Origin of the sequence: Pantoea sp. 18059 (assembly GCF_902706165.1) — a bacterium.
In the GTDB taxonomy this organism is placed as follows: domain Bacteria; phylum Pseudomonadota; class Gammaproteobacteria; order Enterobacterales; family Enterobacteriaceae; genus Pantoea; species Pantoea agglomerans.
Genome location: NZ_CACSJS010000001.1, coordinates 680,112 through 705,028 on the forward strand (window position 1 = coordinate 680,112; position 24,917 = coordinate 705,028).

The 24,917-nt window shown below is 57.0% G+C and carries 29 protein-coding genes; 21 read left to right on the top strand and 8 right to left on the bottom strand.

Annotated elements, in window-relative coordinates; all coding sequences use genetic code 11:
• The first annotated feature begins 97 nt into the window (after positions 1-97).
• A complete protein-coding gene (locus tag GVJ63_RS03200; RefSeq protein WP_158131716.1) occupies positions 98-988 on the top strand; it encodes an NAD(P)-dependent oxidoreductase in 891 nt (296 codons plus the stop codon).
• The gene (locus tag GVJ63_RS03205; protein WP_033771733.1) at positions 985-1,764 is read left to right on the top strand and encodes a helix-turn-helix domain-containing protein; all 780 of its coding nucleotides are present in this window, start codon (positions 985-987) and stop codon (positions 1,762-1,764) included. Before GVJ63_RS03200 ends, GVJ63_RS03205 begins: the two co-directional genes overlap by 4 nt.
• Here the strand turns inward: GVJ63_RS03205 and leuA are convergent.
• Entirely contained in the window at positions 1,685-3,400 is a 1,716-nt protein-coding gene (gene leuA, locus GVJ63_RS03210) for a 2-isopropylmalate synthase (RefSeq protein WP_159226407.1), read from the bottom strand. The two genes, GVJ63_RS03205 and leuA, sit on opposite strands and share 80 nt — an antisense overlap.
• Positions 3,401-3,613: 213 nt before the next feature.
• Here leuA and GVJ63_RS03215 point away from each other — a divergent pair, with 213 nt between their 5' ends.
• From GVJ63_RS03215 to GVJ63_RS03300, 18 genes are all read left to right on the top strand, one after another.
• Positions 3,614-4,630: a dipeptidase gene (locus tag GVJ63_RS03215; RefSeq protein WP_159226408.1), complete on the top strand. Its 1,017-nt coding sequence runs from the start codon at positions 3,614-3,616 to the stop codon at positions 4,628-4,630.
• 143 nt (positions 4,631-4,773) lie between these two features.
• Positions 4,774-4,845, top strand: a complete 72-nt coding sequence (pqqA, locus tag GVJ63_RS03220; protein WP_010245082.1) for a pyrroloquinoline quinone precursor peptide PqqA — start codon at positions 4,774-4,776, stop codon at positions 4,843-4,845.
• A gap of 54 nt (positions 4,846-4,899) precedes the next feature.
• Positions 4,900-5,817 carry a pyrroloquinoline quinone biosynthesis protein PqqB gene (gene pqqB / locus GVJ63_RS03225; RefSeq protein ID WP_159226409.1) on the top strand — a complete coding sequence of 306 codons (918 nt, stop codon included), beginning with the start codon at positions 4,900-4,902 and terminating at the stop codon, positions 5,815-5,817.
• A gap of 3 nt (positions 5,818-5,820) precedes the next feature.
• Entirely contained in the window at positions 5,821-6,576 is a 756-nt protein-coding gene (gene pqqC, locus GVJ63_RS03230; RefSeq protein WP_010245074.1) for a pyrroloquinoline-quinone synthase PqqC, read from the top strand.
• Between the two features lie 3 nt (positions 6,577-6,579).
• A complete protein-coding gene (gene pqqD, locus GVJ63_RS03235; RefSeq protein ID WP_010245072.1) occupies positions 6,580-6,858 on the top strand; it encodes a pyrroloquinoline quinone biosynthesis peptide chaperone PqqD in 279 nt (92 codons plus the stop codon).
• Positions 6,821-7,987 (top strand): pyrroloquinoline quinone biosynthesis protein PqqE, encoded by a 1,167-nt coding sequence (pqqE, locus tag GVJ63_RS03240; RefSeq protein WP_165588085.1) that lies wholly within the window; start codon positions 6,821-6,823, stop codon positions 7,985-7,987. The genes pqqD and pqqE overlap by 38 nt, the downstream gene beginning before the upstream one ends.
• On the top strand, positions 7,987-10,263 hold the full coding sequence (gene pqqF, locus GVJ63_RS03245) for a pyrroloquinoline quinone biosynthesis protein PqqF (RefSeq protein ID WP_159226410.1): 2,277 nt from the start codon (positions 7,987-7,989) through the stop codon (positions 10,261-10,263). The genes pqqE and pqqF overlap by 1 nt, the downstream gene beginning before the upstream one ends.
• A 114-nt stretch (positions 10,264-10,377) precedes the next feature.
• Complete coding sequence (locus GVJ63_RS03250; RefSeq protein WP_010245067.1) at positions 10,378-10,962, top strand: YceI family protein; 585 nt, start codon at positions 10,378-10,380, stop codon at positions 10,960-10,962.
• A 457-nt stretch (positions 10,963-11,419) separates the two neighbouring features.
• Positions 11,420-12,400 carry a 6-phosphofructokinase gene (locus tag GVJ63_RS03255; RefSeq protein WP_159226411.1) on the top strand — a complete coding sequence of 327 codons (981 nt, stop codon included), beginning with the start codon at positions 11,420-11,422 and terminating at the stop codon, positions 12,398-12,400.
• A gap of 10 nt (positions 12,401-12,410) precedes the next feature.
• The gene (locus tag GVJ63_RS03260) at positions 12,411-12,725 is read left to right on the top strand and encodes a PTS sugar transporter subunit IIB (protein ID WP_010245062.1); all 315 of its coding nucleotides are present in this window, start codon (positions 12,411-12,413) and stop codon (positions 12,723-12,725) included.
• The gene (locus tag GVJ63_RS03265; protein WP_008925155.1) at positions 12,718-14,085 is read left to right on the top strand and encodes a PTS sugar transporter subunit IIC; all 1,368 of its coding nucleotides are present in this window, start codon (positions 12,718-12,720) and stop codon (positions 14,083-14,085) included. Before GVJ63_RS03260 ends, GVJ63_RS03265 begins: the two co-directional genes overlap by 8 nt.
• Positions 14,072-14,914: a class II fructose-bisphosphate aldolase gene (locus GVJ63_RS03270; RefSeq protein WP_010670115.1), complete on the top strand. Its 843-nt coding sequence runs from the start codon at positions 14,072-14,074 to the stop codon at positions 14,912-14,914. The genes GVJ63_RS03265 and GVJ63_RS03270 overlap by 14 nt, the downstream gene beginning before the upstream one ends.
• A 95-nt stretch (positions 14,915-15,009) precedes the next feature.
• Entirely contained in the window at positions 15,010-15,279 is a 270-nt protein-coding gene (locus GVJ63_RS03275) for a hypothetical protein (RefSeq protein WP_010245053.1), read from the top strand.
• A gap of 9 nt (positions 15,280-15,288) precedes the next feature.
• Positions 15,289-15,726, top strand: coding sequence for a PTS sugar transporter subunit IIA (locus GVJ63_RS03280; protein WP_010245049.1), 438 nt, complete (start codon positions 15,289-15,291; stop codon positions 15,724-15,726).
• Positions 15,723-16,346, top strand: coding sequence for a glucokinase (locus GVJ63_RS03285; RefSeq protein WP_159226412.1), 624 nt, complete (start codon positions 15,723-15,725; stop codon positions 16,344-16,346). The genes GVJ63_RS03280 and GVJ63_RS03285 overlap by 4 nt, the downstream gene beginning before the upstream one ends.
• Positions 16,315-16,767, top strand: a complete 453-nt coding sequence (locus GVJ63_RS03290) for a thiol-disulfide oxidoreductase DCC family protein (protein WP_159226413.1) — start codon at positions 16,315-16,317, stop codon at positions 16,765-16,767. Before GVJ63_RS03285 ends, GVJ63_RS03290 begins: the two co-directional genes overlap by 32 nt.
• Before the next feature lie 463 nt (positions 16,768-17,230).
• Entirely contained in the window at positions 17,231-17,566 is a 336-nt protein-coding gene (locus GVJ63_RS03295; protein ID WP_159061595.1) for a hypothetical protein, read from the top strand.
• A gap of 357 nt (positions 17,567-17,923) precedes the next feature.
• Positions 17,924-18,823 (top strand): LysR family transcriptional regulator, encoded by a 900-nt coding sequence (locus tag GVJ63_RS03300; protein WP_033767197.1) that lies wholly within the window; start codon positions 17,924-17,926, stop codon positions 18,821-18,823.
• On the opposite strand, the gene GVJ63_RS03305 is transcribed toward GVJ63_RS03300, so the two are convergent.
• The 5 genes from GVJ63_RS03305 to GVJ63_RS03325 all read right to left on the bottom strand — a co-directional run bounded on the left by GVJ63_RS03305 (position 18,798) and on the right by GVJ63_RS03325 (position 22,663).
• Positions 18,798-19,607 carry a substrate-binding domain-containing protein gene (locus GVJ63_RS03305; RefSeq protein ID WP_159226414.1) on the bottom strand — a complete coding sequence of 270 codons (810 nt, stop codon included), beginning with the start codon at positions 19,605-19,607 and terminating at the stop codon, positions 18,798-18,800. The genes GVJ63_RS03300 and GVJ63_RS03305 overlap by 26 nt on opposite strands.
• Positions 19,608-19,617: 10 nt before the next feature.
• Positions 19,618-20,925 (bottom strand): MFS transporter, encoded by a 1,308-nt coding sequence (locus tag GVJ63_RS03310; protein ID WP_122458509.1) that lies wholly within the window; start codon positions 20,923-20,925, stop codon positions 19,618-19,620.
• 323 nt (positions 20,926-21,248) lie between these two features.
• Positions 21,249-21,959 carry a helix-turn-helix transcriptional regulator gene (locus GVJ63_RS03315; protein WP_159226415.1) on the bottom strand — a complete coding sequence of 237 codons (711 nt, stop codon included), beginning with the start codon at positions 21,957-21,959 and terminating at the stop codon, positions 21,249-21,251.
• 4 nt (positions 21,960-21,963) lie between these two features.
• Positions 21,964-22,347 (bottom strand): amino acid-binding protein, encoded by a 384-nt coding sequence (locus GVJ63_RS03320; protein ID WP_159226416.1) that lies wholly within the window; start codon positions 22,345-22,347, stop codon positions 21,964-21,966.
• A 1-nt stretch (position 22,348) separates the two neighbouring features.
• A complete protein-coding gene (locus tag GVJ63_RS03325) occupies positions 22,349-22,663 on the bottom strand; it encodes an antibiotic biosynthesis monooxygenase (protein WP_010245030.1) in 315 nt (104 codons plus the stop codon).
• A gap of 125 nt (positions 22,664-22,788) precedes the next feature.
• On the opposite strand from GVJ63_RS03325, the gene GVJ63_RS03330 reads away from it, so the two are divergent.
• Positions 22,789-23,682: a dihydrodipicolinate synthase family protein gene (locus GVJ63_RS03330; protein ID WP_159226417.1), complete on the top strand. Its 894-nt coding sequence runs from the start codon at positions 22,789-22,791 to the stop codon at positions 23,680-23,682.
• 19 nt (positions 23,683-23,701) lie between these two features.
• Here GVJ63_RS03330 and GVJ63_RS03335 read toward each other — a convergent pair whose 3' ends face one another.
• Together GVJ63_RS03335 and GVJ63_RS03340 are read right to left on the bottom strand one after the other, a co-directional pair.
• The gene (locus GVJ63_RS03335; protein WP_061901454.1) at positions 23,702-24,196 is read right to left on the bottom strand and encodes an ATP-binding protein; all 495 of its coding nucleotides are present in this window, start codon (positions 24,194-24,196) and stop codon (positions 23,702-23,704) included.
• A 322-nt stretch (positions 24,197-24,518) separates the two neighbouring features.
• Positions 24,519-24,758, bottom strand: coding sequence for a hypothetical protein (locus GVJ63_RS03340; protein ID WP_064691309.1), 240 nt, complete (start codon positions 24,756-24,758; stop codon positions 24,519-24,521).
• Between the last annotated feature and the right edge of the window lie 159 nt (positions 24,759-24,917).

Below are 24,917 nucleotides of genomic sequence, written 5' to 3' on the forward strand. Positions count from 1 at the left end.
ATGCGCTGGGGTACATCGTTTCGGGCTGGATTTTTTCTCTGTTTACCGCCAGGCTGAAATCCATCTTTTGCAGTGATATGGCGTCCGGTTCACCCGGATGCAGACAAAAAAACTCACGGGAGTCAGCATGAAACAACCTGAAGTGGCGGTTCTGGGATTAGGCGCAATGGGGCACGCATTTGCCGCCAACCTGCTGAAAAAAGGCTTTCACGTTCATGGCTGGAACCGCACCCGCGCGCGCGGCGAAGATCTGCTGGATGCGGGTTTGCAGCTGGCTGACTCGCCAGCCGAGGCGGTGCGTCAGGCGGATGTCGTGATCGCCATGCTGTCTGATGGCGACACCACTGAGCAGGTGCTGCATCAGGTCAAAGAGGCGTTTAAGCAGGGCGCGACGCTCTGCCAGATGGGCACCATCGGCGTAGAAAAAACCGACGCGCTGATCGCCTTTTTCGCAGAAAAACGCCCCGATTTGTTACTGATCGACGCGCCGGTCTCCGGCACCAAAGCACCAGCAGAGAATGCGCAGATTCTGGTGCTGGCCAGCGGCGATCAGAGCCGGGCGCAGGCGGCAGAAGCGGTGTTTGCTGCCATCAGTAAAGGCACCCAGTGGCTGGGCGAGGCGGGAAAAAGCACCCGGATGAAGCTGGTCATCAACAGCTGGCTGATTGGCATGATGCAAAGCCTGGCGGAGAGTACCCGGCTGGCAGAGCAGTTCGGCTTTTCCACCGACGATCTCTGGCAGGTGCTGGAGGGCGGTCCGCTGGCCGCACCGTATGCAAAAATGAAGCTCGGGATGATCGCCAGCGACGACTTCACGCCGCAGATGCATCTGGTCTGGGCGCTGAAAGATGCCCGCCTGGCGCTGGATGCCGCAGAGACGCCGCTGCCGGCGCTGGAGAATATCGCACAACTCTGGCAGCAGGCGGTGGAGGCCGGACACGGTGAAGAGGATCTGGCGGTGATCTACCGCTACCTGAAGGCGCAATGAGTCAGCAGCATTTTGACTTCAGCACGCGTCCGCTGGTGCCGCTGGCGCACGATTACCTGCACGGTGCCAGCGAACCCTGGCACCAGCACGCCTGTGCCCAGTTGATCCACACCCTGAGCGGCGTGGTACGGGTGGAGACGGAGTATGGCAGCTGGATTGTGCCGCCGAGTCGCGGCGTCTGGCTGCCCGCATTTACCCGTCATGCGCTGCAGATTACCGGCAGTGTGGCGGCGCGCACGCTGTTTATCGATCCGCTGGCGCGCGCCGATCTGCCCGCCAGTTGTCAGGTGGTGCAAATCTCACCGCTGCTGCGCGAACTGATTGTCACGGCGCTGAGCCTGCCAGAGCGTTACGCCGCAGGCAGTCGGGCCGAGCGGGTGATGGAGTTGATTCTGGATGAAATCCGCGGCATGGACGTGCTGCCCTTTGCGCTGCCGACGCCCGACAGCCCCCGTTTACAGGCGCTGTGCGAGCTGATTCAGCAGACGCCCGGTGAGAGCTGGACGCTGCTGCGCGCCAGCGCCTACCTGAATGTCTCGGGCCGCACTCTGGCCCGCCATTTTATGCGCGAAACCGGCCTGCAGTTCAGCGACTGGGTGCGGCGTGCCCGACTGGCTATCGCCCTGACGCGACTGGCTCAGGGCGACTCCGTGCTGCGGGTGGCGCTGGAACTGGGCTATGAAAGCCCCAGCGCGTTTAGTGCGATGTTTCGTCGTCTGCTGGGCGTCTCTCCGACTGACTATTTTCCGCCTGCAGAAACTGGCCTGCCGCGCTGAGCAGCGCCTGCAGGGCGGCGCGGGCGGTGTCATTGTCGATACTCACTCCCCAGGCTCGCGCGCCACGGGCATCCACGCAGCTGATATAGGCCACCGAGCGGCTGTCACTGCGTCGTCCCAGCGTATGCTCGTGATAGTCCTCAATGGTCAGATGCAGATCAAACGCGCTGCGCAGGGCATTGACCGCCGCCGACAGCCAGCCGTTGCCGCTGCCGGTCAGCGTCAGCGATTGCGTCTGATACACCACGCTGGCGCTAATCTGCGTCTGCCCGCCGCTGTCACTCTGGCTGTCAGCCCGCTGTAATGCCACCGCGGGCTGCGTGACGCCATACTGGCGGCAGAAGAGCTGCCACAGCGCGTAGTGCGTCATCTCTCCGCCGTGCCGGTCAGTCTCCTGCTGTACACAGCGGCTGAAATCCTGCTGCAGCGCTCGCGGCATTTGTAACCCGTGATTCTGCTCCAGCAGCCAGGCAGCCCCGCTTTTTCCCGACTGGCTGTTAACGCGGATAACCGCCTCATAGCTACAGCCAATGTCGGCCGGGTCCAGCGGCAGGTAAGGCATCTGCCACTCTGTTTCCTGCTGTTCGGCGCGGATGGCGAACCCTTTTTTAATCGCATCCTGATGAGAACCGGAGAAGGCGGTGAAGACCAGCTCGCCCGCATAGGGATGGCGCGGATGAACCGGCAGCTGGTTGCAGCGGGTTACCACTTCAATTACCTCATGCATCTGGCTGAAATCGAGCTGGGGCGAAACGCCCTGGGTATAGAGATTCAGCGCCAGCGTCACCAGGTCCACATTGCCGGTGCGTTCACCGTTACCAAACAGACAGCCCTCGACCCGGTCAGCGCCCGCCAGCAGCGCCAGTTCTGCGCAGGCAACGCCGGTGCCGCGATCGTTGTGCGGATGCACGCTGATGCAGACGGCATCACGGCGGCTGAAGTGACGGCAGAAAAACTCAATCTGATCGGCATAAACGTTGGGTGTGTTCACCTCCACCGTGGCGGGAAGGTTAATGATCATCGGGCGCTGCGCGTCCGGTTGCCAGACATCGGCTACCGCCTCGCAGATCTCCAGCACAAACTCCGGCTCGGTAAAGCAGAAGGTCTCTGGCGAATATTCAAAGGTCCATTGAGTTTCCGGCTGGGCCTCGCATTCGGCGCGGATCTGCCGTGCACCAGCGGTGGCCAGCGCCACGATTTCCGCTTTGCTCTGTTTAAATACCCGCTCGCGAAACAGCGGCGCGGTGGCGTTATAGAGATGTACGATGGCGCGGGGCACACCCTGCAGCGCCACAAACGTGCGGGAAATCAGGTCCTCCCGCGCCTGAGTCAGTACCTGTAACGTCACATCCTCCGGGATACGCTGCTGCTCAATCAGGTCGCGGACGAAATCGAAATCCGTCTGCGACGCCGAGGGAAAGGCGACCTCGATCTCCCGGAACCCGCAGCGCAGCAGCAGATCCCAGAAGGCCATTTTGCGTTCCCGATCCATCGGTTCTGCCAGCGCCTGATTGCCGTCACGCAAATCGGTGGAGAGCCAGCGTGGCGCCTGGGTCAGCTGGCGTGAGGGCCACTGGCGATCGGGCAGGGTGATTAGCGGGGAGGGACGATATTTATCAGCGGGTCGGGTCAGCATAGGAGTCTCCTGTGGTTTTTTTACCAGTCTGCCGACACGCCTCCGGGTCCGCGCGCGCAGGGCTGACAACCTGACGCGCAAAAGTGACAATACCCAGCATGACCAGCATGACCAGCATGACCAGCATGACCTGCATGGCCCTGCGTGCGCTCCGGTTTGGTGAATCCGCCGGGCAGGGTTAGCATGGTCGCCTGTTTATTTGGGTGGACTCTTATGCTGATTTTCGACGGTCACAACGATCTGTTGCTTAACCTCTGGCTGCATCATCGTGATGCGCCCGCGCAGGCGTTTTATCAGGGGATTGAACAGGGCCACCTCGATTTTCCGCGCATTCAGCAGGGCGGGCTCGGCGGCGGGCTGTTTGCGATCTTTGTGCCCCCGCAGGAGTACATTGCCCGCACCGTTCCGGCACGTGCCGACGAGCCGTTTCAACCGCTTCAGATCATGTGGCAACAGCTTGAGATCCTGCAGCAGCTGGCCGATGCGTCAGGCGGACGGGCGCGACTCTGCCGCAGCCATGACGAAATTGCCGCCTGCCGCGCCGCAGGCGTACTGGCGATGGTGGCACACATCGAAGGTGCTGATGCGCTGGATGAGGAGGGCGAGCAACTGCACGCCTTCTGGCAGGCGGGGGTGCGCAGCATCGGGCCATTCTGGAATTTGGCCAGCCGCTTTGGTGAAGGCGTCAGCGGCACCTTTCCTGGCTCGCCCGACACCGGGCCAGGCCTGACCCGCGCCGGAGAGAAGCTGATTCAGCAGGCGAGTGACCTGAAGATGATGATTGACGTGTCGCATATGAATGCAAAAGCCTTTTGGGACACCGCCCGGCTCTCCAGCGCGCCGCTGGTCGCCAGCCACTCCAACGCGCATGCTCTCTGTCCGCAGCCGCGTAATCTGACGGATGACCAGCTGGTGGCAATCCGCGACAGCGGCGGTCTGGTCGGCATTAATTTCGGCAACGCTTTTCTGCGCGCCGACGGTAAACGCGACGCTGACACGCCATTAACAGAAATTGTTAAGCATTGTGATCACATGTTGAAGATAATGGGCAGCGACCATGTAGCCTTTGGCTCTGATTTCGACGGGATTACCCCACCGGCTGCGCTGGGCGATGTCAGCGGATTGCCGCGATTGCTCGCCGCTTTTCAGGAAGCGGGCTATGATCAGACACTGACAGAGAAACTGGCATGGGGAAACTGGCAGCGGGTTTTACATCTGACCGGGCTGTGATAACAATTTCCTGATGTTCCGGGCTTGATCCCGACGCGCCATTGGCGCAACATCTGCCTGGAAATTGTGACGGCGGTATCATTCAATGCCGGTCACACTGATTTCAGGCAGCTCATTTACTGTTAACCAAGAGGAAGTAACTCATGTGGAAAAAACCAACTTTCGTTGATATGCGTCTCGGTCTGGAAGTGACTCTCTACATCTCCAACCGTTAATCGTTCTGCCCGCCCTCTGAGCGGGCATTTTTTTTCAACTTCTGGTTTTCCTCTATGTTTATCAAAATCCTCGGTTCAGCCGCGGGCGGCGGGTTTCCGCAGTGGAACTGTAACTGCGCCAACTGCCACGGCGTGCGTAACGGCACGATTCAGGCCCAGGCACGCACGCAATCGTCGATTATCCTCAGCGATAACGGCGAAGATTGGGTGTTATGCAACGCTTCACCCGACATCAGCCAGCAGATCCTGCATACGCCAGAACTGACCCGCAAAGGGGTGTTACGCGGCACGGCGATCGGCGCGATTATCCTTACCGACAGCCAGATCGATCACACCACCGGGCTGCTGAGCCTGCGTGAGGGCTGTCCGCATCAGGTGTGGTGCACGGCGGAAGTGCATGGTGACCTCAGCACCGGCTTCCCGATATTTCCTATGCTCACCCACTGGAATGGCGGATTACAGCACCGTCCCATTGCGCCACTGACGCCGTTCAGCGTCGATGTCTGTGGTGATCTTCAGTTCACCGCGATTCCGATTATCAGTAATGCACCGCCTTACTCGCCGTATCGCGACCGGCCGCTGCCGGGCCATAACGTGGCGCTGTTTATTGAAAACCGTGCGAATGGCCAGACGCTGCTTTACGCGCCAGGCCTGGGCGAGCCGGATGCGGTGATCCTGCCGTGGCTGCAAAAAGCGGATTGCCTGCTGATTGATGGTACCGTCTGGCAGGATGATGAGCTGCTGACTACTGGCGTGGGTCATAACACCGGCAAGGCGATGGGCCATCTGGCACTGGCGGAAGAGCAGGGGCTGATGGCACTGCTGGCGTCGCTGTCGGCAAAACGCAAAATTCTGATCCACATTAACAACACCAATCCGATCCTTAACGAGCAATCACCGCAGCGTCAGTTTCTGACGGAGCAGGGAATAGAGGTGAGCTGGGACGGAATGGCGATCCACCTTCAGGGCTAAAACATGCAGATCACTGACACGCTGTCGCCGCAGGCTTTTGAACAGGCCCTGCGCGACAAAGGCGCTTACTACCATATCCATCACCCGTATCACATCGCGATGCATAACGGTCAGGCCACGCGCGAGCAGATTCAGGGCTGGGTGGCGAATCGCTTCTATTACCAGACCACCATTCCGCTGAAAGATGCGGCGATCATGGCCAACTGCCCCGATCCGGCTACCCGCCGTAAATGGGTGCAGCGCATCCTCGACCACGACGGCAGCAACGGCGAAGAGGGCGGCATTGAAGCCTGGCTGCGGCTGGGCGAGGCGGTCGGGCTGACGCGCGAAGAACTACTTTCAGAGCAGCATGTGCTGCCGGGCGTGCGCTTCGCGGTGGATGCATATATTAACTTTGCCCGCCGTGCCAACTGGCAGGAGGCGGCCTGCAGCTCACTCACCGAGCTGTTCGCCCCGCAGATCCACCAGTCACGGCTCGACAGCTGGCCGCAGCACTATCCGTGGATCAAAGAAGAGGGCTATTTCTACTTCCGCAGTCGCCTGGGTCAGGCGAACCGCGATGTGGAACATGGCCTGGCGCTGGCGCTGGAATATTTCACCACCGCTGAGACGCAAAACCGCATGCTGGAAATTTTGCAGTTTAAGCTCGATATTTTATGGAGCATGCTGGACGCCATGACCATGGCATACGAGCTGAAACGTCCGCCTTATCACACCGTGACTGATAAAGCGGCGTGGCACACCACCCGACTGGTATAACAGATGAATGAAAACTCGATTGCCGCGTTTCGTCGCGGCTACCGTATGCAGTGGGAAGCCGCCCAGGATACTCATGTGGTGCTCTATCCCGAAGGCATGGCGAAGCTGAACGAAACCGCCGCCGCCATCCTTGAACTGGTGGATGGCAAGCAGGATATCGCCGCGATTATCGCAACGCTGGATAGCCGTTTTCCGGAAGCGGGCGGCGTGGGTGCAGATGTTTTAGAGTTCCTGCAATCAGCCTATGAACAGAAGTGGATACAGTTCCGTGACCCCGCATAAGCCTGACGTGAATCCGCCGCTCTGGCTGCTTGCCGAGCTGACCTATCGCTGTCCGCTGCAGTGTCCCTACTGCTCCAACCCGCTGGATTTCGCCCAGCAGGAGAAGGAGCTGACCACCGAGCAGTGGATTGAGGTGTTTCGTCAGGCGCGGGCGATGGGCAGCGTGCAGCTCGGATTCTCGGGCGGCGAGCCGCTGGTCCGTAAAGATCTGCCGGAGCTCATCAAAGCGGCGCGCGACCTCGGCTTCTACACCAACCTGATCACCTCGGGCATCGGCCTGACGGAGAAGAAGCTGGATGCGTTCAGCGAGGCGGGTCTGGATCATATCCAGATCAGCTTCCAGGCGAGTGACGAAACCCTGAATGCGGCGCTGGCCGGTTCGAAAAAAGCGTTTCAGCAGAAGCTGGAGATGGCGAAAGCGGTGAAAGCCCACGGCTATCCGATGGTGCTGAACTTTGTTCTGCATCGCCATAACATCGACCAGATCGACAGGATCATCGATCTCTGCATTGAGCTGGACGCGGATGACGTAGAACTGGCGACCTGTCAGTTCTACGGCTGGGCGCAGCTTAACCGTGAAGGCCTGCTGCCCACCCGCGAGCAGATCGCCCGCGCAGAGGCGGTGGTGAAAACCTACCGCGAGCGGATGAGCACCACCGGCAATCTGACCAACCTGCTGTTTGTGACGCCAGACTACTACGAAGAGCGCCCTAAGCCCTGCATGGGTGGCTGGGGCGCCATCTTCCTCAGCGTTACGCCAGAGGGCACCGCGCTGCCGTGTCACAGTGCGCGTCAGCTCCCGGTAGAATTTCCCTCAGTGCTGACGCAAAGTCTGGACGATATCTGGTATAACTCATTCGGCTTCAACCGTTATCGCGGTTTTGACTGGATGCCAGAGCCATGCCGCTCCTGTGATGAGAAAGAGAAAGATTTTGGCGGCTGTCGCTGTCAGGCTTACATGCTGACCGGCAATGCCGACAACACCGATCCGGTCTGCAGCAAATCACCGCATCACGGCAAAATCCTTGACGCCCGGCGTGAGGCGGATTGCAGCGACATTAAAATTGGTCAGCTGCAGTTCCGTAACCGCAGCAACTCACAACTGATCTATAAAACACGGAACCTCTGATGAAAACGCGTTGCCTGGAGATAAACGGTCTGACGGTTGAACTGGTGCATCAGCCCGATGCCAGCCAGGCCGCCGCCCTGATTCAGGTGGGCGCGGGGAGTCACGACGAACCCGATCGCTGGCCCGGACTGGCGCATCTGCTGGAACATCTGCTGTTCACCGGCAGCACCGGCTGGCCTGATGAGGGCCGGTTGATGAGCTGGATTCAGACGCAGGGTGGCAGGGTTAACGCCACCACGCTGGCCCGGCGCAGCGCGTTCTTTTTTGAGGTCACGCCGTCGCTGCTGGCTGACGGGCTGGCGCGGCTGCAGGATATGGTCTGCCATCCGCTGCTTGATAATCAGGCAATCGGTCAGGAAGTGGCGGTGATTGATGCGGAATATCAGCTATTGCAGCGTCATCAGCCGTCACGCATTGAAGCGGCACTGCTGCACGCCGCCGCGTCACCTGCGGAATTCCACCGGTTCCATATTGGCAGCCGGGCGAGTTTTGGCGATGAGCTCTCTGCACTGCAGCGGGCGTTGCGCCAGTTCCACCAGCGCTACTACTTCGCCAGCAATATGCGGCTCTGGCTGCAGGGGCCACTCTCACTGGATGAGCTGGAACAGCTGGCGCGTAACGTTGCTGCCGCGCTGCCCTCCGGTCAGTGGCGACAGGATCTGCCACCGCCGCAGCTGACCAGCGATACCTGCTGGCAGCTGGCAGAGACCGCACCTGGGGCGCTATGGCGCAGCTGGATACTGGATAAGAGTGACGGTGTCACGTTATGGCGTGAATTTCTGCTGGATGAAGCACCCGGATCGCTGCTGGCTACCCTTCGTGAGCAGGGGCTGGCGGAGTCGCTGGAGCTGAAGTGGATCTATCAGGCGGGAGGCGCGCTCTGGCTGGCGCTGGGCGTTGAAACGCATCAACCCGAAACCGTTAATGTCTTGATCGACCGTTATCTGGATGCACTGCGCCAGACGAATGAGCCACAACATCAACACTATCACCAGCTGGCAAAGCAGCGATTTGTGACAATGTCACCGATGGAGCAGTTACGCCAGCGCGCAATCGGCTTTGCGCCAGATGAAGCCGTGCCTGCGTTACAGCCGCTGCTGGCGCGTCTCACCGACGCGCCGGGCACGCTGCTGTTCTGCACGTCGCACCCGGCTGAGGAAACCCTTCAGACGCAGGGATTCAGCCTTGCGCTGACCGCCTGGCAGCCAGCCCCGTCTGAGGCGCTACCTCCGGCGCATTTCACATTCTACCCGTTCGAGACTGCCTTAACGTCTGAGCCGCTGCCCGCACAGGCGGTGGCATTGCCGCATCATCAGCCTGATGACCTGCAGGCGACGCTGATCCTGCGACCAGAGTTCTGGTCAACGTTCACCGAAGCGGCAGGCGAAGCGCTGGGCCGGCGGTTACGTCCGCTGTTTGCCGCGTTGCGTCATCAGGGCGGCAACGGCAGCTGGCAGGAAGTGGAGGGCGTGTGGCAACTGACGCTACAACTGACGCCGGATGAGGCGGTGGCTGACCGGGCGCTGAGCCAGATTGTCGCCGCACTGACGCTGCCGGTTGAGGCGGCGCAGCCTTCTTCGGGGGAAAGCATCGCGATCCGTGCACTGCTGCGGCAGTTGCCCTGGCAGCTGGCCGCCACTATTACGCCACATTGCTGGCGGGCGGCGCTGAAAGGCGGCAACGCGGCACTGCATTCACTGATTGCCCGGCGGCTGAGCGCACTGTCGCTACCGGTTAATCCTGACACGCCGCCAAAGCGCATGACGACACAAACCGGTATGACGCGCCTGCCACACAGCAGCGCGGACAATGCTCTGCTGCTGTTTATCCCGCTGCATCGACCTGAACAGCTGGCGGCGCTACGCGCGCTGGCGCTGATCTACGAGCCGCGCTTTTTCCAGCGCTATCGCGTTGAGCAGCCTATCGGTTATGTGGTCAGCAGTCGCTATATGCGCTGTGCCGATGAAGATGGGGTGCTGTTTGCGCTGCAGTCGCCCGATTACAGCGCGCTGTCACTGCTGCGCTACTGCCGCAACTTCCTGCGGTCACTGAACGAGACGCTGGCGGGTTACGATCTGGCGGCACTGAAAGCGCGTCTTCTGAGCCGGGAAGTGGATCAGCCACTGGCGTGCTTACGCGCTGACAATGGCCTGGCAGAACCGGATGCGGCGCAGATTGAGGCGCTGACACTTGCGGATCTGCAACAGCTTCACCGCACGCTGATTCAGGATCGCCGCCGCTGGCGGGTGCTGTTCACCGGCGGCGAGAATGTGTAGCGCCCGGTATAAAGTTGCTGAATTTATTTGAAAATTACCGACAAATCTCTTCACTGTCTATTCCGGGCGAACTGGACCACACTCAATTCACTTTGTCCGCATAAGGAATTGACCGTGAAAAACTTCAAACGTATTGCACTGCCCCTGTTAGCCGCTGCCACCCTCTACGCCCCGTTGTCTCAGGCTGAGGCGATGCACTACCAGCTGAATCCTGAGCATACGTCGGTAATTGTTGCCTGGAACCACTTCGGCTTCTCAAACCCTACCGCTGATATCCCTGATGCAACCGGTAACCTGGTGTTTGATAAAGATCATCCAGAGGCATCACGCGTTGACGTGACCCTGCCAGTCAGCAAAATCGACAGCCACGTGGCTGCGCTGACCAAAGAATTCAAAGGCGCTGAGTACTTCGACACCGCTAAATATCCGACTGCGACCTTCCACAGCACCAAAGTGGTGGCGAAGGGCGACAACAAATTTGATGTTGAAGGCAACCTGACCCTGAAAGGGATCACCAAGCCAGTTACGCTGCACGCGACGCTGAACAAGCAGGGCGAGCATCCGATGGTGAAAAAGCAGGCGATTGGTTTTGATGCCACCGGCACCATCAAGCGTTCTGACTTTAAGCTGGACAAATATGTCCCAGCGGTAAGCGACGAGGTCACTCTGACTCTGTCTACTGAAGCCTACGCCAAGTAAGCTTTTTGGGACGTAGCGGCTTGCTGCTACGCCCCTTATTCGTTTTTTCTGCGCCTTCTTCCCCTCTGAAATCTATTCTGCCCGCCTGTTTCTCTGCCATAAAATAATCCGGATATCTCCTCATCAACTATTTTCTGAACGCTTTATCTGGCCCGGAACCGGGAAAATGAGGCGAAAGTCACAAATTTGCAACAGCACGGAATAAGCCACTCAGTGCCGCTGTGTGGCGAAATAAAATTCAGATGCCTTCTGAACTAACCCTTTGATTTATATCGTTTCGCTCTAATCTGCCTTCCCGCAAATAGTGTGATTTTGATCTCATAAACCGCCGTTCAGACACCCCTGTCAATAACCCCGCCCAAAAAATACCGCTCGTAACTGTGATCTCCTCTGCAAATAGCAACCCCACGAACCGGAAGAATGGCCCTCAGCAGATTAAGACAGCGAGGTGAGGGAAATGCGAATTGGAATGGTGATTAGTGGCGGTGATGTAACCGGCATTAATAATTTTGTCTTCCAGTTAGGGCGTCTGACGCAGGCGGAGATCGTGATATTTGATGGTGGTATTCCCGGCCTGCTGGCAAATAACCATCGTGATATCAGCCAGCGTGATCTGCTCGACTTTTCCATCGCCCCGATTCCGGTTATGCAATCGGGACGCACGCAAAAGAAACTGGTGCGCAGCGAATATGAATGTATTGCCCGCCAGCTGAAAATCGCCCGTATTGAAGTGTTAATTATGGCGGGCGGTGACGGGTCGCTGCAATTTCTCCATACCCTGTCGGAGTCTGGCGTTAATTGTTTCGGTGTCGGCATGACTATCGATAATGATGTCTTCGGCAGTGATTACACCCTGGGTTTTTCCACCGCCTGCGAGCAGGTATTAAAAGAGGTCGCGAAACTGCGGAATACCGGGCGCGCCTTACCTGGCCGGGTATTTATGCTGGAGTTACTCGGCGGTTACTGCGGCGAATTAACCCTGCAGTCGGCGATTAAATCCAACGCGGACATTGCGCTGATCCCGGAGTGCCAGATTCCTTTGCCACAGCTGGCGCAGCGCATCACCCAGCGACTGGCAGAACAGAACAGCGTGATCATTCTCTGTTCAGAAGGCTACACCCGCGAATATTCGCCCGGTTTTCAGGGGGCTATCGACACCTTAATCAAACAGCTTGAGCCGCTTATTGGCGTACGCGTCCGTAAAACTATCCTCGGTTACGGGCTGCGGAATGGTGATCCCACCTGCGAAGAGATTTATCAGGGCACCATTATGGCCAGTGAAGTGGTGCGTTGTATTCAGTCAGGCATGCGGAATAAAGCGGTCATTATTAACGGCAGCAATAAACCGATTCCGATTGATTTAATAAGCATGCAAAAACGCCTGGTCGATATTGACGGGCACCATTACAAACTCGCTAAACAACTCAATATATTGTGAGGAGAAAACCATGCTGAAAATATTATGTGTCTGTGGTTGTGGCTTAGGATCCAGTTTTGCGATTGAGATGAGCGCAAAAGCGGTTTTAAAAAAACTGGAGATTGAGGCCGATATCGATCACACCACCATTTCAGAAGCGAATGCCTTTAAGTCGGACATGATTCTGACGCAAAAAGCCTTTGCCGATGTGTTAAATGCCGACGCCAGTCCGGAACAGATTAAGCGGGTCATTATTCTTAACCGACTCACCGATAAAGCGGAAATAGAGCAGAAGATCCTGGCCTTTTTAAAAGAACGCAACGTAAAGGTCGCCGCCCATGAATAGTGTGATCGACTTCCTGGTAAAAGATCTGCTGGGGCAGGCGTCTATTCTGATCGCCTTTATTGCCCTGATTGGTCTGCTGCTGCAAAAGAAATCCGCAGGCAAGGTGGTGGAAGGCACCTTTAAAACCCTGCTCGGTTTTTTAATTATGATGGCGGGTATCAATATTATTGTGGGAACCCTGACGTTCCTCAATACCATTTTTACCCACGGCTTTGGCATGCGCGGCTATATCACCGATGTTGCCGCCATTGCCGGGCTGGCTAACCGTGAGCTGGGGTCTGAAGTGGCACTGACGCTGCTGGTGATCTTTATCGTCAATATCATCATCGCGCGACTGACGCCCTTTAAGTACATCTTCCTCACCGGCCAGGCCCTGCTGTGGATGGCGACGATTGGCGCGGTGATTGGCTATAAAGCGGGGCTGACCGGTCTGCCGCTGATCCTGACCGGCGGTATCTTTGGCGGGATCATGGCCGTGGTGATGCCTGCGCTGGCGCAGCCGGTGGTACGGCGTATTACCGATTCGGACGACGTTGCCCTGGGTCACTTCTGCACCATTGGTTATCTGGTCACTGCGGCGGTCGCCAAAGTGGTCGGCAAAGGATCGCGATCCACTGAAGATCTTAAGCTGCCCGATAACTTCAAGTTTCTGCAGGATACCTATCTGTCGATGGCGCTGGTGATGGTGCCGATGTACCTGATCCCCGCCGTGGCGGCCGGTCCGGCGTTTATCGCCCAGTACAGCAACGGCATGAACTACCTGATGTACGCCTTTATGCAGTCGATTCAGTTCGTAGCCGGAGTCTTTGTGCTCTACAGCGGCGTTCGTCTATTGCTGAACGAGCTGGTGCCTGCCTTCCGCGGTATCGCCATGCGTGTCGTGCCGGATGCCAAACCGGCGCTGGACTGCCCGGTGATGTTTCCCTATGCCCCGAACGCGGTGATTGTTGGCTTTCTCGCCACCACGCTCGGCTCAATTGTCGGCATGCTCGTCTTCCCGATGTTTGGTCTGGCGATGATCCTGCCTGGCCTGCTGACCAACTTCTTTGCCGGTGGCACCGCCGGGGTATTTGGTAATGCCATGGGCGGACGGCGCGGCGCGATGATCGGCGGCTTCGTCCACGGCCTCTTTATCACCATTCTGCCCGCCATCCTGGTGCCGATGCTGGAGAGCTATGGCTTCACCGGTGTGACCTTCAGTGACTCAGATGTCATCAGTACCGGCCTGGTGCTCGGCCACGCCTTCCAGAATAACTGGCTGTTCGTCGCCCTGTTTATTGCCTTTGTTACCGCGCTTGCCTGGTTTGTTAATGGCAAATCCACAAAACCTCAAGAGGAAAAAATCCATGAAACTTTATAACTTCGCCGATCTGTTACAGCTGGCTAAACAGCGCGACTTTAAAGCGGTGGGTTCTTTTAATCTTCACTGCCTGGAGATGCTGCCCGCCTATTTTAAAGCGGCAGAGAAAACCAATAGTCCGTTAATGATTCAGATCTCCACCGGTACGGCAAAATATCTCGGTCATAAATTACTGGTCGATGCCATTAAATCGCTGTCAGAGAGTATGAATGTCCCGACCTGTCTGCATCTCGATCACTGTTCCGATTTAGCGGCGATTCAGACCGCGATTGATGCCGGATTCAGTTCCGTGATGTATGACGGGTCCCATCTGTCAATTGAGGAGAATATTGCCAATACCCGCCGGGTGATTGATATGGCGCGTCCGCACAATGTTTCGGTAGAAGCGGAGCTGGGCGCGATTGGCGGCTCGGAAGATGGTAAATGTGTGGAGATGGAGGCGATTGCGTTTACGCCGGTGGAAGATGCGCGCCGCTTTGTCGAAGAGACCGGCGTCGATATGCTGGCGATCTCCATCGGCACCGTGCATGGACTTTACACCGGCAAAGCGCATATTCAGCATCAGCGGCTGGCAGATATCACGGCGGCAACCCACACGCCACTGGTGCTGCACGGCGGCACCGGCGTCAGCGATGAAGATATGCGGCTGGCGGTCAGCAGCGGTATTGAGAAGGTCAATGTCGGCACCGAAATGAATGTTCAGTGGGTGGCGCAGTGCAAATCGACCTTTGAAAAAGGCAAGGTCAATGACAGCGTGCGTAATTTCCTGGTGCCGGCCAATGATGCGGTAACCAGTGTGCTGGTAGAGAAGATGCAGTTATTCCGGTAATCGCCCGTTTCGCCATCACCGGCTTATTGCGTCAAACCTTTTATAATTACCTATTAATCTGAGCCACCCCGACATGCTACGGGGCAGGAGAGCCTATGTTTGGATTCTTAAAAAAGTCTCCGGCTGTGGAACAACCCAGCGAGCAGCAGCAGGATCATCTGGCGGAATTAAGTCGCGAAAAAATAACGCAACTGGAGCAGCAGCTGGCTATTAATCCGCGTGATGGCGAAACGCAAAAACAATTAATGCTGGAATATAACCGGGCATTAAGCTTATTTGCGAAAAGCCGTCGCTATCGCAATGAAATTGATGCGCTGTTTGTCAAAATCGATGAATTACGCAATGTGGTTCGCCAGTCGATTTAAGGAGAGCTGATGACGATTAAGCAGTTATTGCAAGAGGCAAACGCTATTCAGATTGGTATCGACGCCACGGACTGGCGTCAGGTTATCGCGCTGGCTGCCGAACCCCTGGTCAGTGGCGGCTATCTCGATGCTTCTTATCCTGATGCGGTCATTGCCAATACGCTGGCCCATGGCGCTTACTACGTGTTTGAGGAGGGGATCGCCATTCCCCATGCGCGACCGGACGCGGGGGTGATCCGCGACTGTTTCAGTATGATTCTGTTGAATGAACCGATCTCGTTCGAGGGCAGTGATAAAGCGGACATTGTGATTATGTTTGGCGCGCGTGACAGCAATGCGCATATAGAAGAGGGGATCCGCGCGATTGTGTCGCTGCTGGAGGATGAGGAGACGCTGGTCCGGTTACGTCAGGCCAGCAGTGTCGCGGAGGTCATCGATATCTTATGACGCAAAACATCCCCCCTAAACGCGTGGTGCTGGTTAACGGTATTCCGGCATCGGGTAAAAGCACCCTGACGCGCGTGCTGTCACAACACTTTGGCTGGCCGGTGCTGACGCTCGACTGCCTGAAAGAGCCGTTTATGCACGCTTTTGCGCCGGTCGATCGCCAGCGTAACCGGCAACTGGGCTGCGCGGCCTATCAGGCGATCTGGAACATCGTCGCGCAGGCTCCCGCCAGTCAGATCTGGCTGATCGACGCCTGGTTTGGGTTCCAGCCCCGTACGCTGCTGGAGCAGGGACTGAAACAGGCGGGCGTGGAAGAGGCGCTGGAGCTATGGCTCAAGATTGAACCGGAAGCGGCGGTGGCGCGCTATCAGGCGCGGCTGTCACAGCGGCTGCCGGGCCATCCGGGTGCGGAGTATTTGCCGGAGCTGCGCCAGCTGGCACAACAGGCCACTCCGATGGCGCTGGGCCAGGTGTATGAGGTTGATGCCTGCGCCCAGGATCACGCTGCCGTCATTCACTGGCTGCAGCAGCAACTGACCAGAACCCGCTACACTTCAGTTCATCATCAGAGGAGTGAGGTGTTGCAGGATGTCGTCGCCTCCGTATCTGCAAACCGGTGAAAGCGCCGTGCTCTATGACGGTGTCTGTAAGTTGTGCAACGGCTGGGTTCAGTTCCTGCTGCGTCACCATCTGGCGCGGCAGGTCCGTTTTGCCTCGGTGCAGAGCGAGCAGGGCAAAGCGCTGCTGCGCTGGGCCGGACTGCCGGAAGAGAACATCAGCTCCATTGTCTACATTGCCGATAACCAGCACTGGCTGCGGGCGCAGGCGGTGTTCCGCGTGATGCAGCACCTGCCGGCACCCTGGCGCGGGCTGGCGGTGCTGCGCCACTTTCCCGACGCGATCAGTAACTTTGCCTACGACCGTATCGCGTTAAACCGCTATAAGCTGTTTGGGCGTTACAGCGCCCAGCACGCTATCCAACCCGATTATCCTGGTCGATTTCTGCATGAGGTTGAGCAGCCCGTTACGCCGGAAGGGTAAATACCGTCCGGCAACGGCTGTTTTGAATCAGTGCTCGTCAGATAAACACGTCCTGAAACCTGCAACTATGAGGGAATACTCCCTGACTTTTTTAGAATTATAGGCTGAATTCTTTTTGTTTTAATAACTGTGCAAACAAAAATGTGAATAAGATTCGCGAGTTGATTTTAATCGAATCGCAATGGAGGTTGCTTTAAAATGGTTATTGAGAAGCTAACGTCAGGTTTGAAAAAATAATGACTATACGTGCGGCGTCTCTTTTTGCACGATTTCTGATGTTTGATTTATTATTGATGTTTTCATTCTTATTTACTGTTTCAATTAAATAAACTCCTTTATGCTTTTATTTAACATTTGATTAATGAACGGATTGGTTTGATCTTCTTTTCTGTGAGTGTTATAAAAAATCAGCAGCGCTGTTCATTACGACTTAAGAGTAAAAATTTAACTTGAGGGTTTTGAAATGGAATTTTTATATGAAGAGCACTTAAAAATAGTTGCAGGTGCAAGTGGTGCATATGATCCAGCTTATGCCGGTGCTGGCGCCCGTCAAAGCCAGCATGGCTATGGTGGACAGGCGAATGGTTTTGTAGGTACACAATCAAACTGTCTGGATTTAGGGTCTATCATCAGAGATAACCCATGTGCATCAAGTTTAGTTACAGGCATTATATCAGGTTCAAATTCATGGGGTGGTGTGGTAAGAGGCGTTGTCACAGGGGCAATAGCCTGCGCTGCCACCGGTAATGGAAATGGTGGAGGGGCAGGGAATAACTATGGCGGACAATGCACGTGGTAGGGAAAAAAGGGTAAAAAACGCCTGTATAATGCCTGGGATATTATCAGCTACTGTTTTTTTAACCTCAGTGAATATATTTCCTCAGGATGGATGGCTGGGTTTTCTGCCGTGTGGAATTGCAAAGTTTTTTGTGATTTTATTTTGTTCTTATGGAGGGGTTTCAATTCTGAAAGACCTGGTTCTCTATTTGATGTCAGGTTCACAGGAGTGAATATCACCCGCACAGGCTCGCTTCGGCGGGCCTTTTCAATAAAGCTAAAACAGAATCTCTTGATTTTAATCTATTTTAACAACTTCGCTACAAAATTCGAGTATCCTGAAGGCTGGCTAAATCACCAATAGTTTATAAGAGGGGCTATGCCGGTTAATTTCGATCTCAACGATCTCTATGCGTTTCGCGCGCTGGTGGAGTTTGGAAATTTTCGCCTGGCGGCGGAATCGATCTGTCTCTCACAGTCGGCGCTGAGCCGCCGGATAGATAAGCTGGAAACCTCGCTGGGGATCAAACTGTTTGAGCGTACCACGCGCCGCGTCACGCTGACGCTGAAGGGGCATGCGTTTGCTCAGCGCTCGGATAAGTTGCTGGCTGATTTTGAGGAGGTCATGGCCGATCTCAGTGAGGTGAGCTTAGCCCGCACCGGCCTGATTACCGTAGCCTGCGTGCCGTCAGCCGCCTACTACTTTATGCCCAACATTATCCGGCTGTTTCAGGCGCGCTATCCCCGCGTACGAGTCAAACTGATCGACAGCAGTGCGGCTAACGTTTATGACGCGGTGATTGGCGGTCAGGCCGACTTTGGCATCAGTTTTTCCAGCCGCTCGCAGCCGGATGTGCATTTCCAGCCGCTGATGGATGATCCCTACGTGGCGGCCTGTCGGCGTGACCATCCTGTAGCTGGCAAAAAGAGTCTGAGCTGGCAGGCGTTTTATCAGTATGAATGGGTCGGGCTGGATAAAACCTCCGGCAATCGCAACCTGCTGGATCAGGCGCTGCAGGCGATCATGCCGGAGAAACCCTGTATCTGTGAAACCCGGCACGTCACCACCATGCTGGGGATGGTTGAGGCGGGGCTGGGCATTGCTGCCGTCCCCGCCATGTCGATGCCTGGCTACGATCACGCCCTGCTGATGGCGGTTCCATTGACCGATCCGCAGGTGAAACGCACCGTGGGTCTGCTACGTAAAAATGGCCGGACGCTGTCGCACATTGCGGGCGAACTGGAGAACCTGATTATTGAACAGTATCAGCGTCTCTGACCGGTTTAGACGCTTTCACGGTGTGCAGTCCGCTGGCGTGCACTGTCTGTTGTGCCTCAGAGGAGGCGAGCCAGCGCAGCAGCTTAGCCGCCTCATCCGGCTGCGCTGACTTGCGCACCACGGCACCTGCGAAGCGGGTGGTGTATTGCAGCTTGTCCGGCAGTTCGCCAATAAAAGTGACGCCCGGCACCGGCAGCAGCTCACTGACCTGCTGAAAGCCGATAGCGTATTTACCGGCCGCGACCTCTGAGGCCACCGGGATGCGCTCAACCTTCACCGCTTTCCCCTTAACCTGATCTTCAATGCCCAGGCGGCTGAACAGCTGGCTGCTGACATATTTACCGCTGGCGCTGTCAGAGTAGGCGATGGAGCTGGCGTTCAGCAGAGCAGTTCGCAGCGCGCTTTCGCTGCCGATCTTAACCGGCGTTGCACCCTGTCTGATCACCGCGCCGATGCGGGAGTCCGCCAGCTCAACCCGTGAACCCGGCAGCGTCTCGCCCTGCTTTTGCAGATCGCTTAGCGCATCGCCGACCATAATCACCACATCGGCCGGTTCACCGCGCGCCAGTCGTGCCGGAATGGCCTGCGGGGTTTTGCCCATAGACGGACCGGCGACGGTGTTGATAGTGATCCCTTCACGCTGGGCGAAGCGGGGCGAGAGTGTATCCCACGCGGCTTTAAACCCGCCGGAGATCATCACCGTCAGCTCTTTTGCCTGCGCCGTGGCGCTGCCCGCCACGCTGAACAGCAGAGCAGCGTAAAGCGACATCGTTTTCAGTTTCATTTTACGTTCCTCAGCTAACGGTTTCATGGGCAGGTGATACGGCACTGCGTGTACGACGATAGAGATAAAGTGTTGCCCCCAGGGCGCAGACTGCGGCAAAACTCATCCAGTAGCCTGGCGAGGCTTTATCGCCGGTCATCTCAATCAGGCCGGTTGACATCACCGGCGTAAATCCGCCAAACAGCGCAGTTGCCAGGCTATAGGCCAGCGAGAAGCCCGCCACGCGCACTTCCGCTGGCATGATTTCAGTCAGCGCCGGGATCATCGCGCCGTTGTAGAGACCATAGATCATTGAAAGCCACAGCAGCACGCCCAGCATCATCGAGAAGCCCGGTGCGGCGGCCAGCATGCTCAGAGCCGGATAGGTGGTGACTATTGCCAGCAGGGTCATGGCGACCAGCACAGGCTTGCGACCAAAGCGGTCGGAGATCGCACCGCCAATCGGCAGCCAGATAAAGTTCGATACCGCCACCAGCAACGTCACCAGCAGGCTGTCAGAGGCGCTGAGCAGCAGCACTTTCTTGCCAAAGGTCGGCGCGTAAACCGTAATCAGGTAAAACGCTGTCGTGGTCATTGCTACCATCAGCATCCCGGCAATCACCACCTGCCAGTTGGCGAGCAGGATGCGGAACACCTGCTTCACATCGGGATGGCTGCGACGGTTGTTGAACTCCTGGGTCTCTTCCAGCTTGCGACGCAGCAGGAAGATAAACGGCACGATCAGGCAGCCAAACAGGAACGGAATGCGCCAGCCCCATTCACGGATGGCACTCTCTTCCAGCACCGCGTTGAGGATAAAGCCCATCGCCGCCGCCACCATAATCGCGACCTGCTGACTGCCCGACTGCCAGCTTGTGTAGAAGCCCTTGCGGCCTGGTGTGGCGATCTCTGCCAGATAGACCGACACGCCGCCCAGCTCCGCACCGGCGGAAAAGCCCTGCAGCAGCCGACCAATCAGCACCAGCAGCGGCGCCCACAGACCAATACTCTGGTAAGAGGGGATCAGCACGATCATAAAGGTGCCCGCCGCCATGATGGAGAGCGTGACGATCAGCCCTTTACGACGACCGACCTTATCGATGTACGCCCCCAGCACTACCGCGCCAATCGGGCGCATCAGGAACCCTGCGCCAAACACGGCAAAGGTCATCATCAGTGAGGCGAACTCACTGCTGGCCGGGAAAAAGGTATGGGCGATATAGGTGGCATAGAAACCGAACAGGAAGAAGTCGAACTGTTCGAGAAAGTTGCCTGAGGTAACACGGAATATTGCGCCAATCCTGGCGCGGTGAGTCATGGGTGAGGTTGTCTGCATCAGTAACTCCAGTAAGGTTTGACGCTTTTTGCCGCGCCTGTCACTGAAGAGTGGATCAGCGCCCGGCGCTAAATAAGTGCAAAAAGGGCATCGATTAATGTGCCAGCCGCATGATTGCCAGGCGTTATCACTTAAAATTATTTTGATTCAATGGGTTAAGTGGCGGGGTGGTTTTTTTGTGCCTGTTAGTGGGTTTGAGATGAGTTTGCGAAAATGTGACAGATTTCATAAGCGTGTTGCAGGCGAATAGGGGGAATCTGGCTTGTCTGAGGCCATCAGCGCAGAGTCTGGCGGCAAAAAGGGTTCAGAACGCAGGCAGCAAGGCGTCAGGGAAAGGTTATGCCAAAAACCTGATGTAAATGTCGGACGCCCGCTACGGTAAACACCACTTCACGGTAGCCAGGCTGCCGGGTTAGCCAGCCCTGCGTTTCAAAGGCACTCAGCAGCGCTGCACCCGCGTAGCCGCCGAGATGGAACCGGCGCTCACTCCAGTCGAGACAGCCACAGCAGGCTCTGCGGCGTCCGGGCTGTGACAGATCAATCTGCAACGCCGCAAACTGCTGCAGACCCAACAGGGTGACAGCGCTGCCTTCCGGCGTGATCCAGCCCTGTTGCGCCATTACAGCATAAATCTGCACCGCAATATCACCGGCCAGATGGTCGTAACAGGTGCGGGCGGTGCGAAGCGATGTTGGGGTGGTGCTCGCCGGCGCGGCAATCCGTCGCCAGGACACGCCCATCATGTTCTCAATCAGCGTAGCGATGTCACTGCCGGTCAGTCGGTAATAACGGTGACGCCCCTGCGCCACGCAGACGATCAAGCCGCTGGTGATCAACCGGTTCAGATGGGCGCTGGCGGTTGAGGGCGCCACGTCGGTGACGGCACTGAGTTCAGTGGCGGTCCAGGCGCGCCCATCCATCAGCGCGGACAGCATCTTCACCCGTGACGGATCGGCCATTGCGGCGGCGACGCCCACAATCGCATTCTCAAGTGCTTCGCTATCGTCAGGTGCGTTGTGCGGTTGTGGTGTTGCCATCAGATTAGCGTGCCCATTCTGTGGTCAGCCCGGCGGCTGATCGATTGTTATCGGTGATCAGGATCAGCTGGTTAGCGTGATCGCTGTATTGCACCAGGATGTTGATTCCGGCATCGGCAAGGCGTGCAGTGATCGCCCCCAGTTCGCCGGGACGCTGTTGCGGTAACCTGCGAATAAGCGGGACTTTAACTGCCTCGACGGCGATACCCCCGGCTTCCAGCACGGCCCGCGCCCGTTCGCCTTCCTCGACCAGAAAATGAGCGTGGCTCTGCTCACCAAAGGAGAACAGGCCGCCGCCTTCCAGTCCAATCCCATGACGGCCCAGCAGCGTGGTGAGCCGGGAAAGTGTGCCTGGACTATTTTGCAGGATGACATGAATATCGAACATGTTAATTTACTCCCTGTTGTGAGGCATATTCTCTGATCAGCGTGACGATGCGAAGACGGTAACCGGCAAAAAGGGTCTCGCGGCCTTCACGCTGTGCGGCCTGGTGACAGAGGTTGCGCTTCCAGGCCAGCACCGATTCTTCATCGCGCCACCAGGAGAGCGAGAGAATTTTTTTCTCATCGGTCAGGCTTTGAAAGCGCTCAAGAGAGATAAACCCGCTGTTTTGCATCAGCAGCGGTTTAAGGTCGGCAGCCAGTTGCAGGTAACGCATCTGGTGTTCGGGTCGGGCTTCGGCTTCAAATAGTACGGCAATCATCGCTATCCTCCTTTGGGTGATAGCGCAAAAATAGCGGGCGGGGCGGGTTGATGCTTCGTCCGGTAACGAAATATGGCTGCAGGGGCGACCTCCAGCCGGTGCAATCTTGTAATGGAGCAGATGATATGTTCAGCGGACTCAGTGCGTTCCCCCTTACTCCCTTTGCGGCAGGCAAGCCCGATGAGGCGGCTTTTTTGCGGCTGCTGCGCAGGCTGACTGATGCAAAAGTCGATTCCCTTGGCGTGCTGGGGTCCACCGGCAGCTACGCCTATCTCACCCGCGCGCAGCGCAGGCGTATCGCAGAACTGGCGGTGGAACATGCAGAGTCGATTCCAGTGATGATCTGCATTGGTGCGGTGGGCACTGACGAGGTGCTGGCGCTGGCGGAGGACGCGCAACAGGCGGGCGCGGCCGCGTTATTGCTGCCGCCGCTGGGTTATCAGGCGTTGAATGAAGATGAGGTGTTCACGCTTTTCGAGACCGTAACGCGACACGCCTCGGTGCCAGTCTGTATCTATGACAATCCCGGCACCACCCATTTTACGTTTTCCGATGCGCTGCTGAGCCGGATCGCCGCACTTTCCGGTGTCGGGTCAGTGAAAATTCCTGGGGTACCGGCGGAGCAATCTGCGGCTAACGATCGCCTCGCTCAGCTGCGCGGCACGCTGCCAGATTCCGTGTCGATTGGCGTCAGCGGCGATGCTTCTGCCGCCAACGGGCTGATTGCGGGCTGTGATGGCTGGTATTCGGTGTGCGGCGGACTGTTTCCGCGCGTTGCAAAAGCGATGACCGAAGCGGCGGCCGCAGGTGACTATCAGAGCGTCAGGGCGCAGTCCGATCGCCTGCAGCCGTTATGGGCGCTGTTCCGCCAGCATGGCGGCAGTTTCCGGGTGATCAGCGCCGCGGCGGGGCTGCTGGGACTGACCGAACGCGACTGCCTGCCGCGCCCGCTGCAGCCGCTCTCCGATGCGCACTGCCAGCAGATTGCTGACGTGCTCGCGGCACTCGACCTCTCTTAAGATCCCGCGCCAGAAGGCATTAACCGTGGCGCACCAGGTTAAAGCCTTCTTCCTCCTGCGGCGCTTCGAAATAGCGGGTAATCAGCGCGAACTGCTCGTCCGTTGCGGCAAAGGCGTGTTCGCCGCCCTGATTTCGGGCGTGCAGGCGCGATTTACACAGCGCATCCGGTACGTCCAGATAATGCAGGCGATGGTCGGCAGAGGATGCCTTAATCACCGACATCATCCAGTCGCGATTCGTCCGGGTGTTGGCAGGAAAATCGAGCACCACCGACACCCCTGCGTTAAGCAGCGCGACCAGATGAGGCGTCATCGCCTTTCTGAGTTTTGCCGCATAGCGCACGTAATCGGCCACCGACTGCATCTCGTCCTTATAGAGCGCGGCGAGCCACTGATCCTCGCTGATCACCACGCAACCGGGGGCGGCACTCAGCTTCGCCGCCAGCGTCGATTTCCCGGAGGCAATTTTTCCACACAGCAGATGCAGCGTGGCGGGGGCAAAGGTCATGGTCATATCACTCCTGTGTCAGCCTGATAGTGAACCGCGCGCATTACGCGAAGGGAAAGTAAAGCAGGTCTCGCCGAAGCGGGATTCAGGCTAACAAAACAGGGGAGAGATAAGCAATGAGAGGCATAAAGTTGCTGGTGAGTAAAACCCGGATTTACCGCGCGTAACAGTCTCTGCTGCTGCGGGCATTACTGCATTCAGAAAAAACCGCAGCTTTCGCTGGGCATGTTGACACGCCTGAACGGGGAAGTGCGCTCAGGCGTTGAGTGCAATATCAGATACGCTTTCAGAAAGGGATGAATCGGCGCTGAACAGCTGGCAACTGACTTCATTTTTGTGCCATCAGCAACGTCAGCAGTTCGCGGCAGCATGCCTCTTCTTCTGCACTGTCTGCGGATGCCAGGTGGCGCAGCAGTTCCATACAGCTTTTTTCCTTGCCCGCTTCCAGTAACTCTTCGATCAGAAAGTTGAGTTTGTCCTGTTCAGACACGGCAAAGGATGAACTAAACTCATTTTTGATCGGGCCACTGTGATTCACCGGCAACGTGAGGGTGTTTTGCATTGGCATAATATTGTCCTGTTTCGGGTTAAAAAATGTTCGGCGATTGCTATTAAACTTATACAACGATCCGGAATTTGTACAGAAATCTGCCCGATTGATTTTCAGGACGAAGCTAAGCGCAGCGCGGTTGCGGCGTAAATGTCAGCTAATCATTAAGTTAGCGGG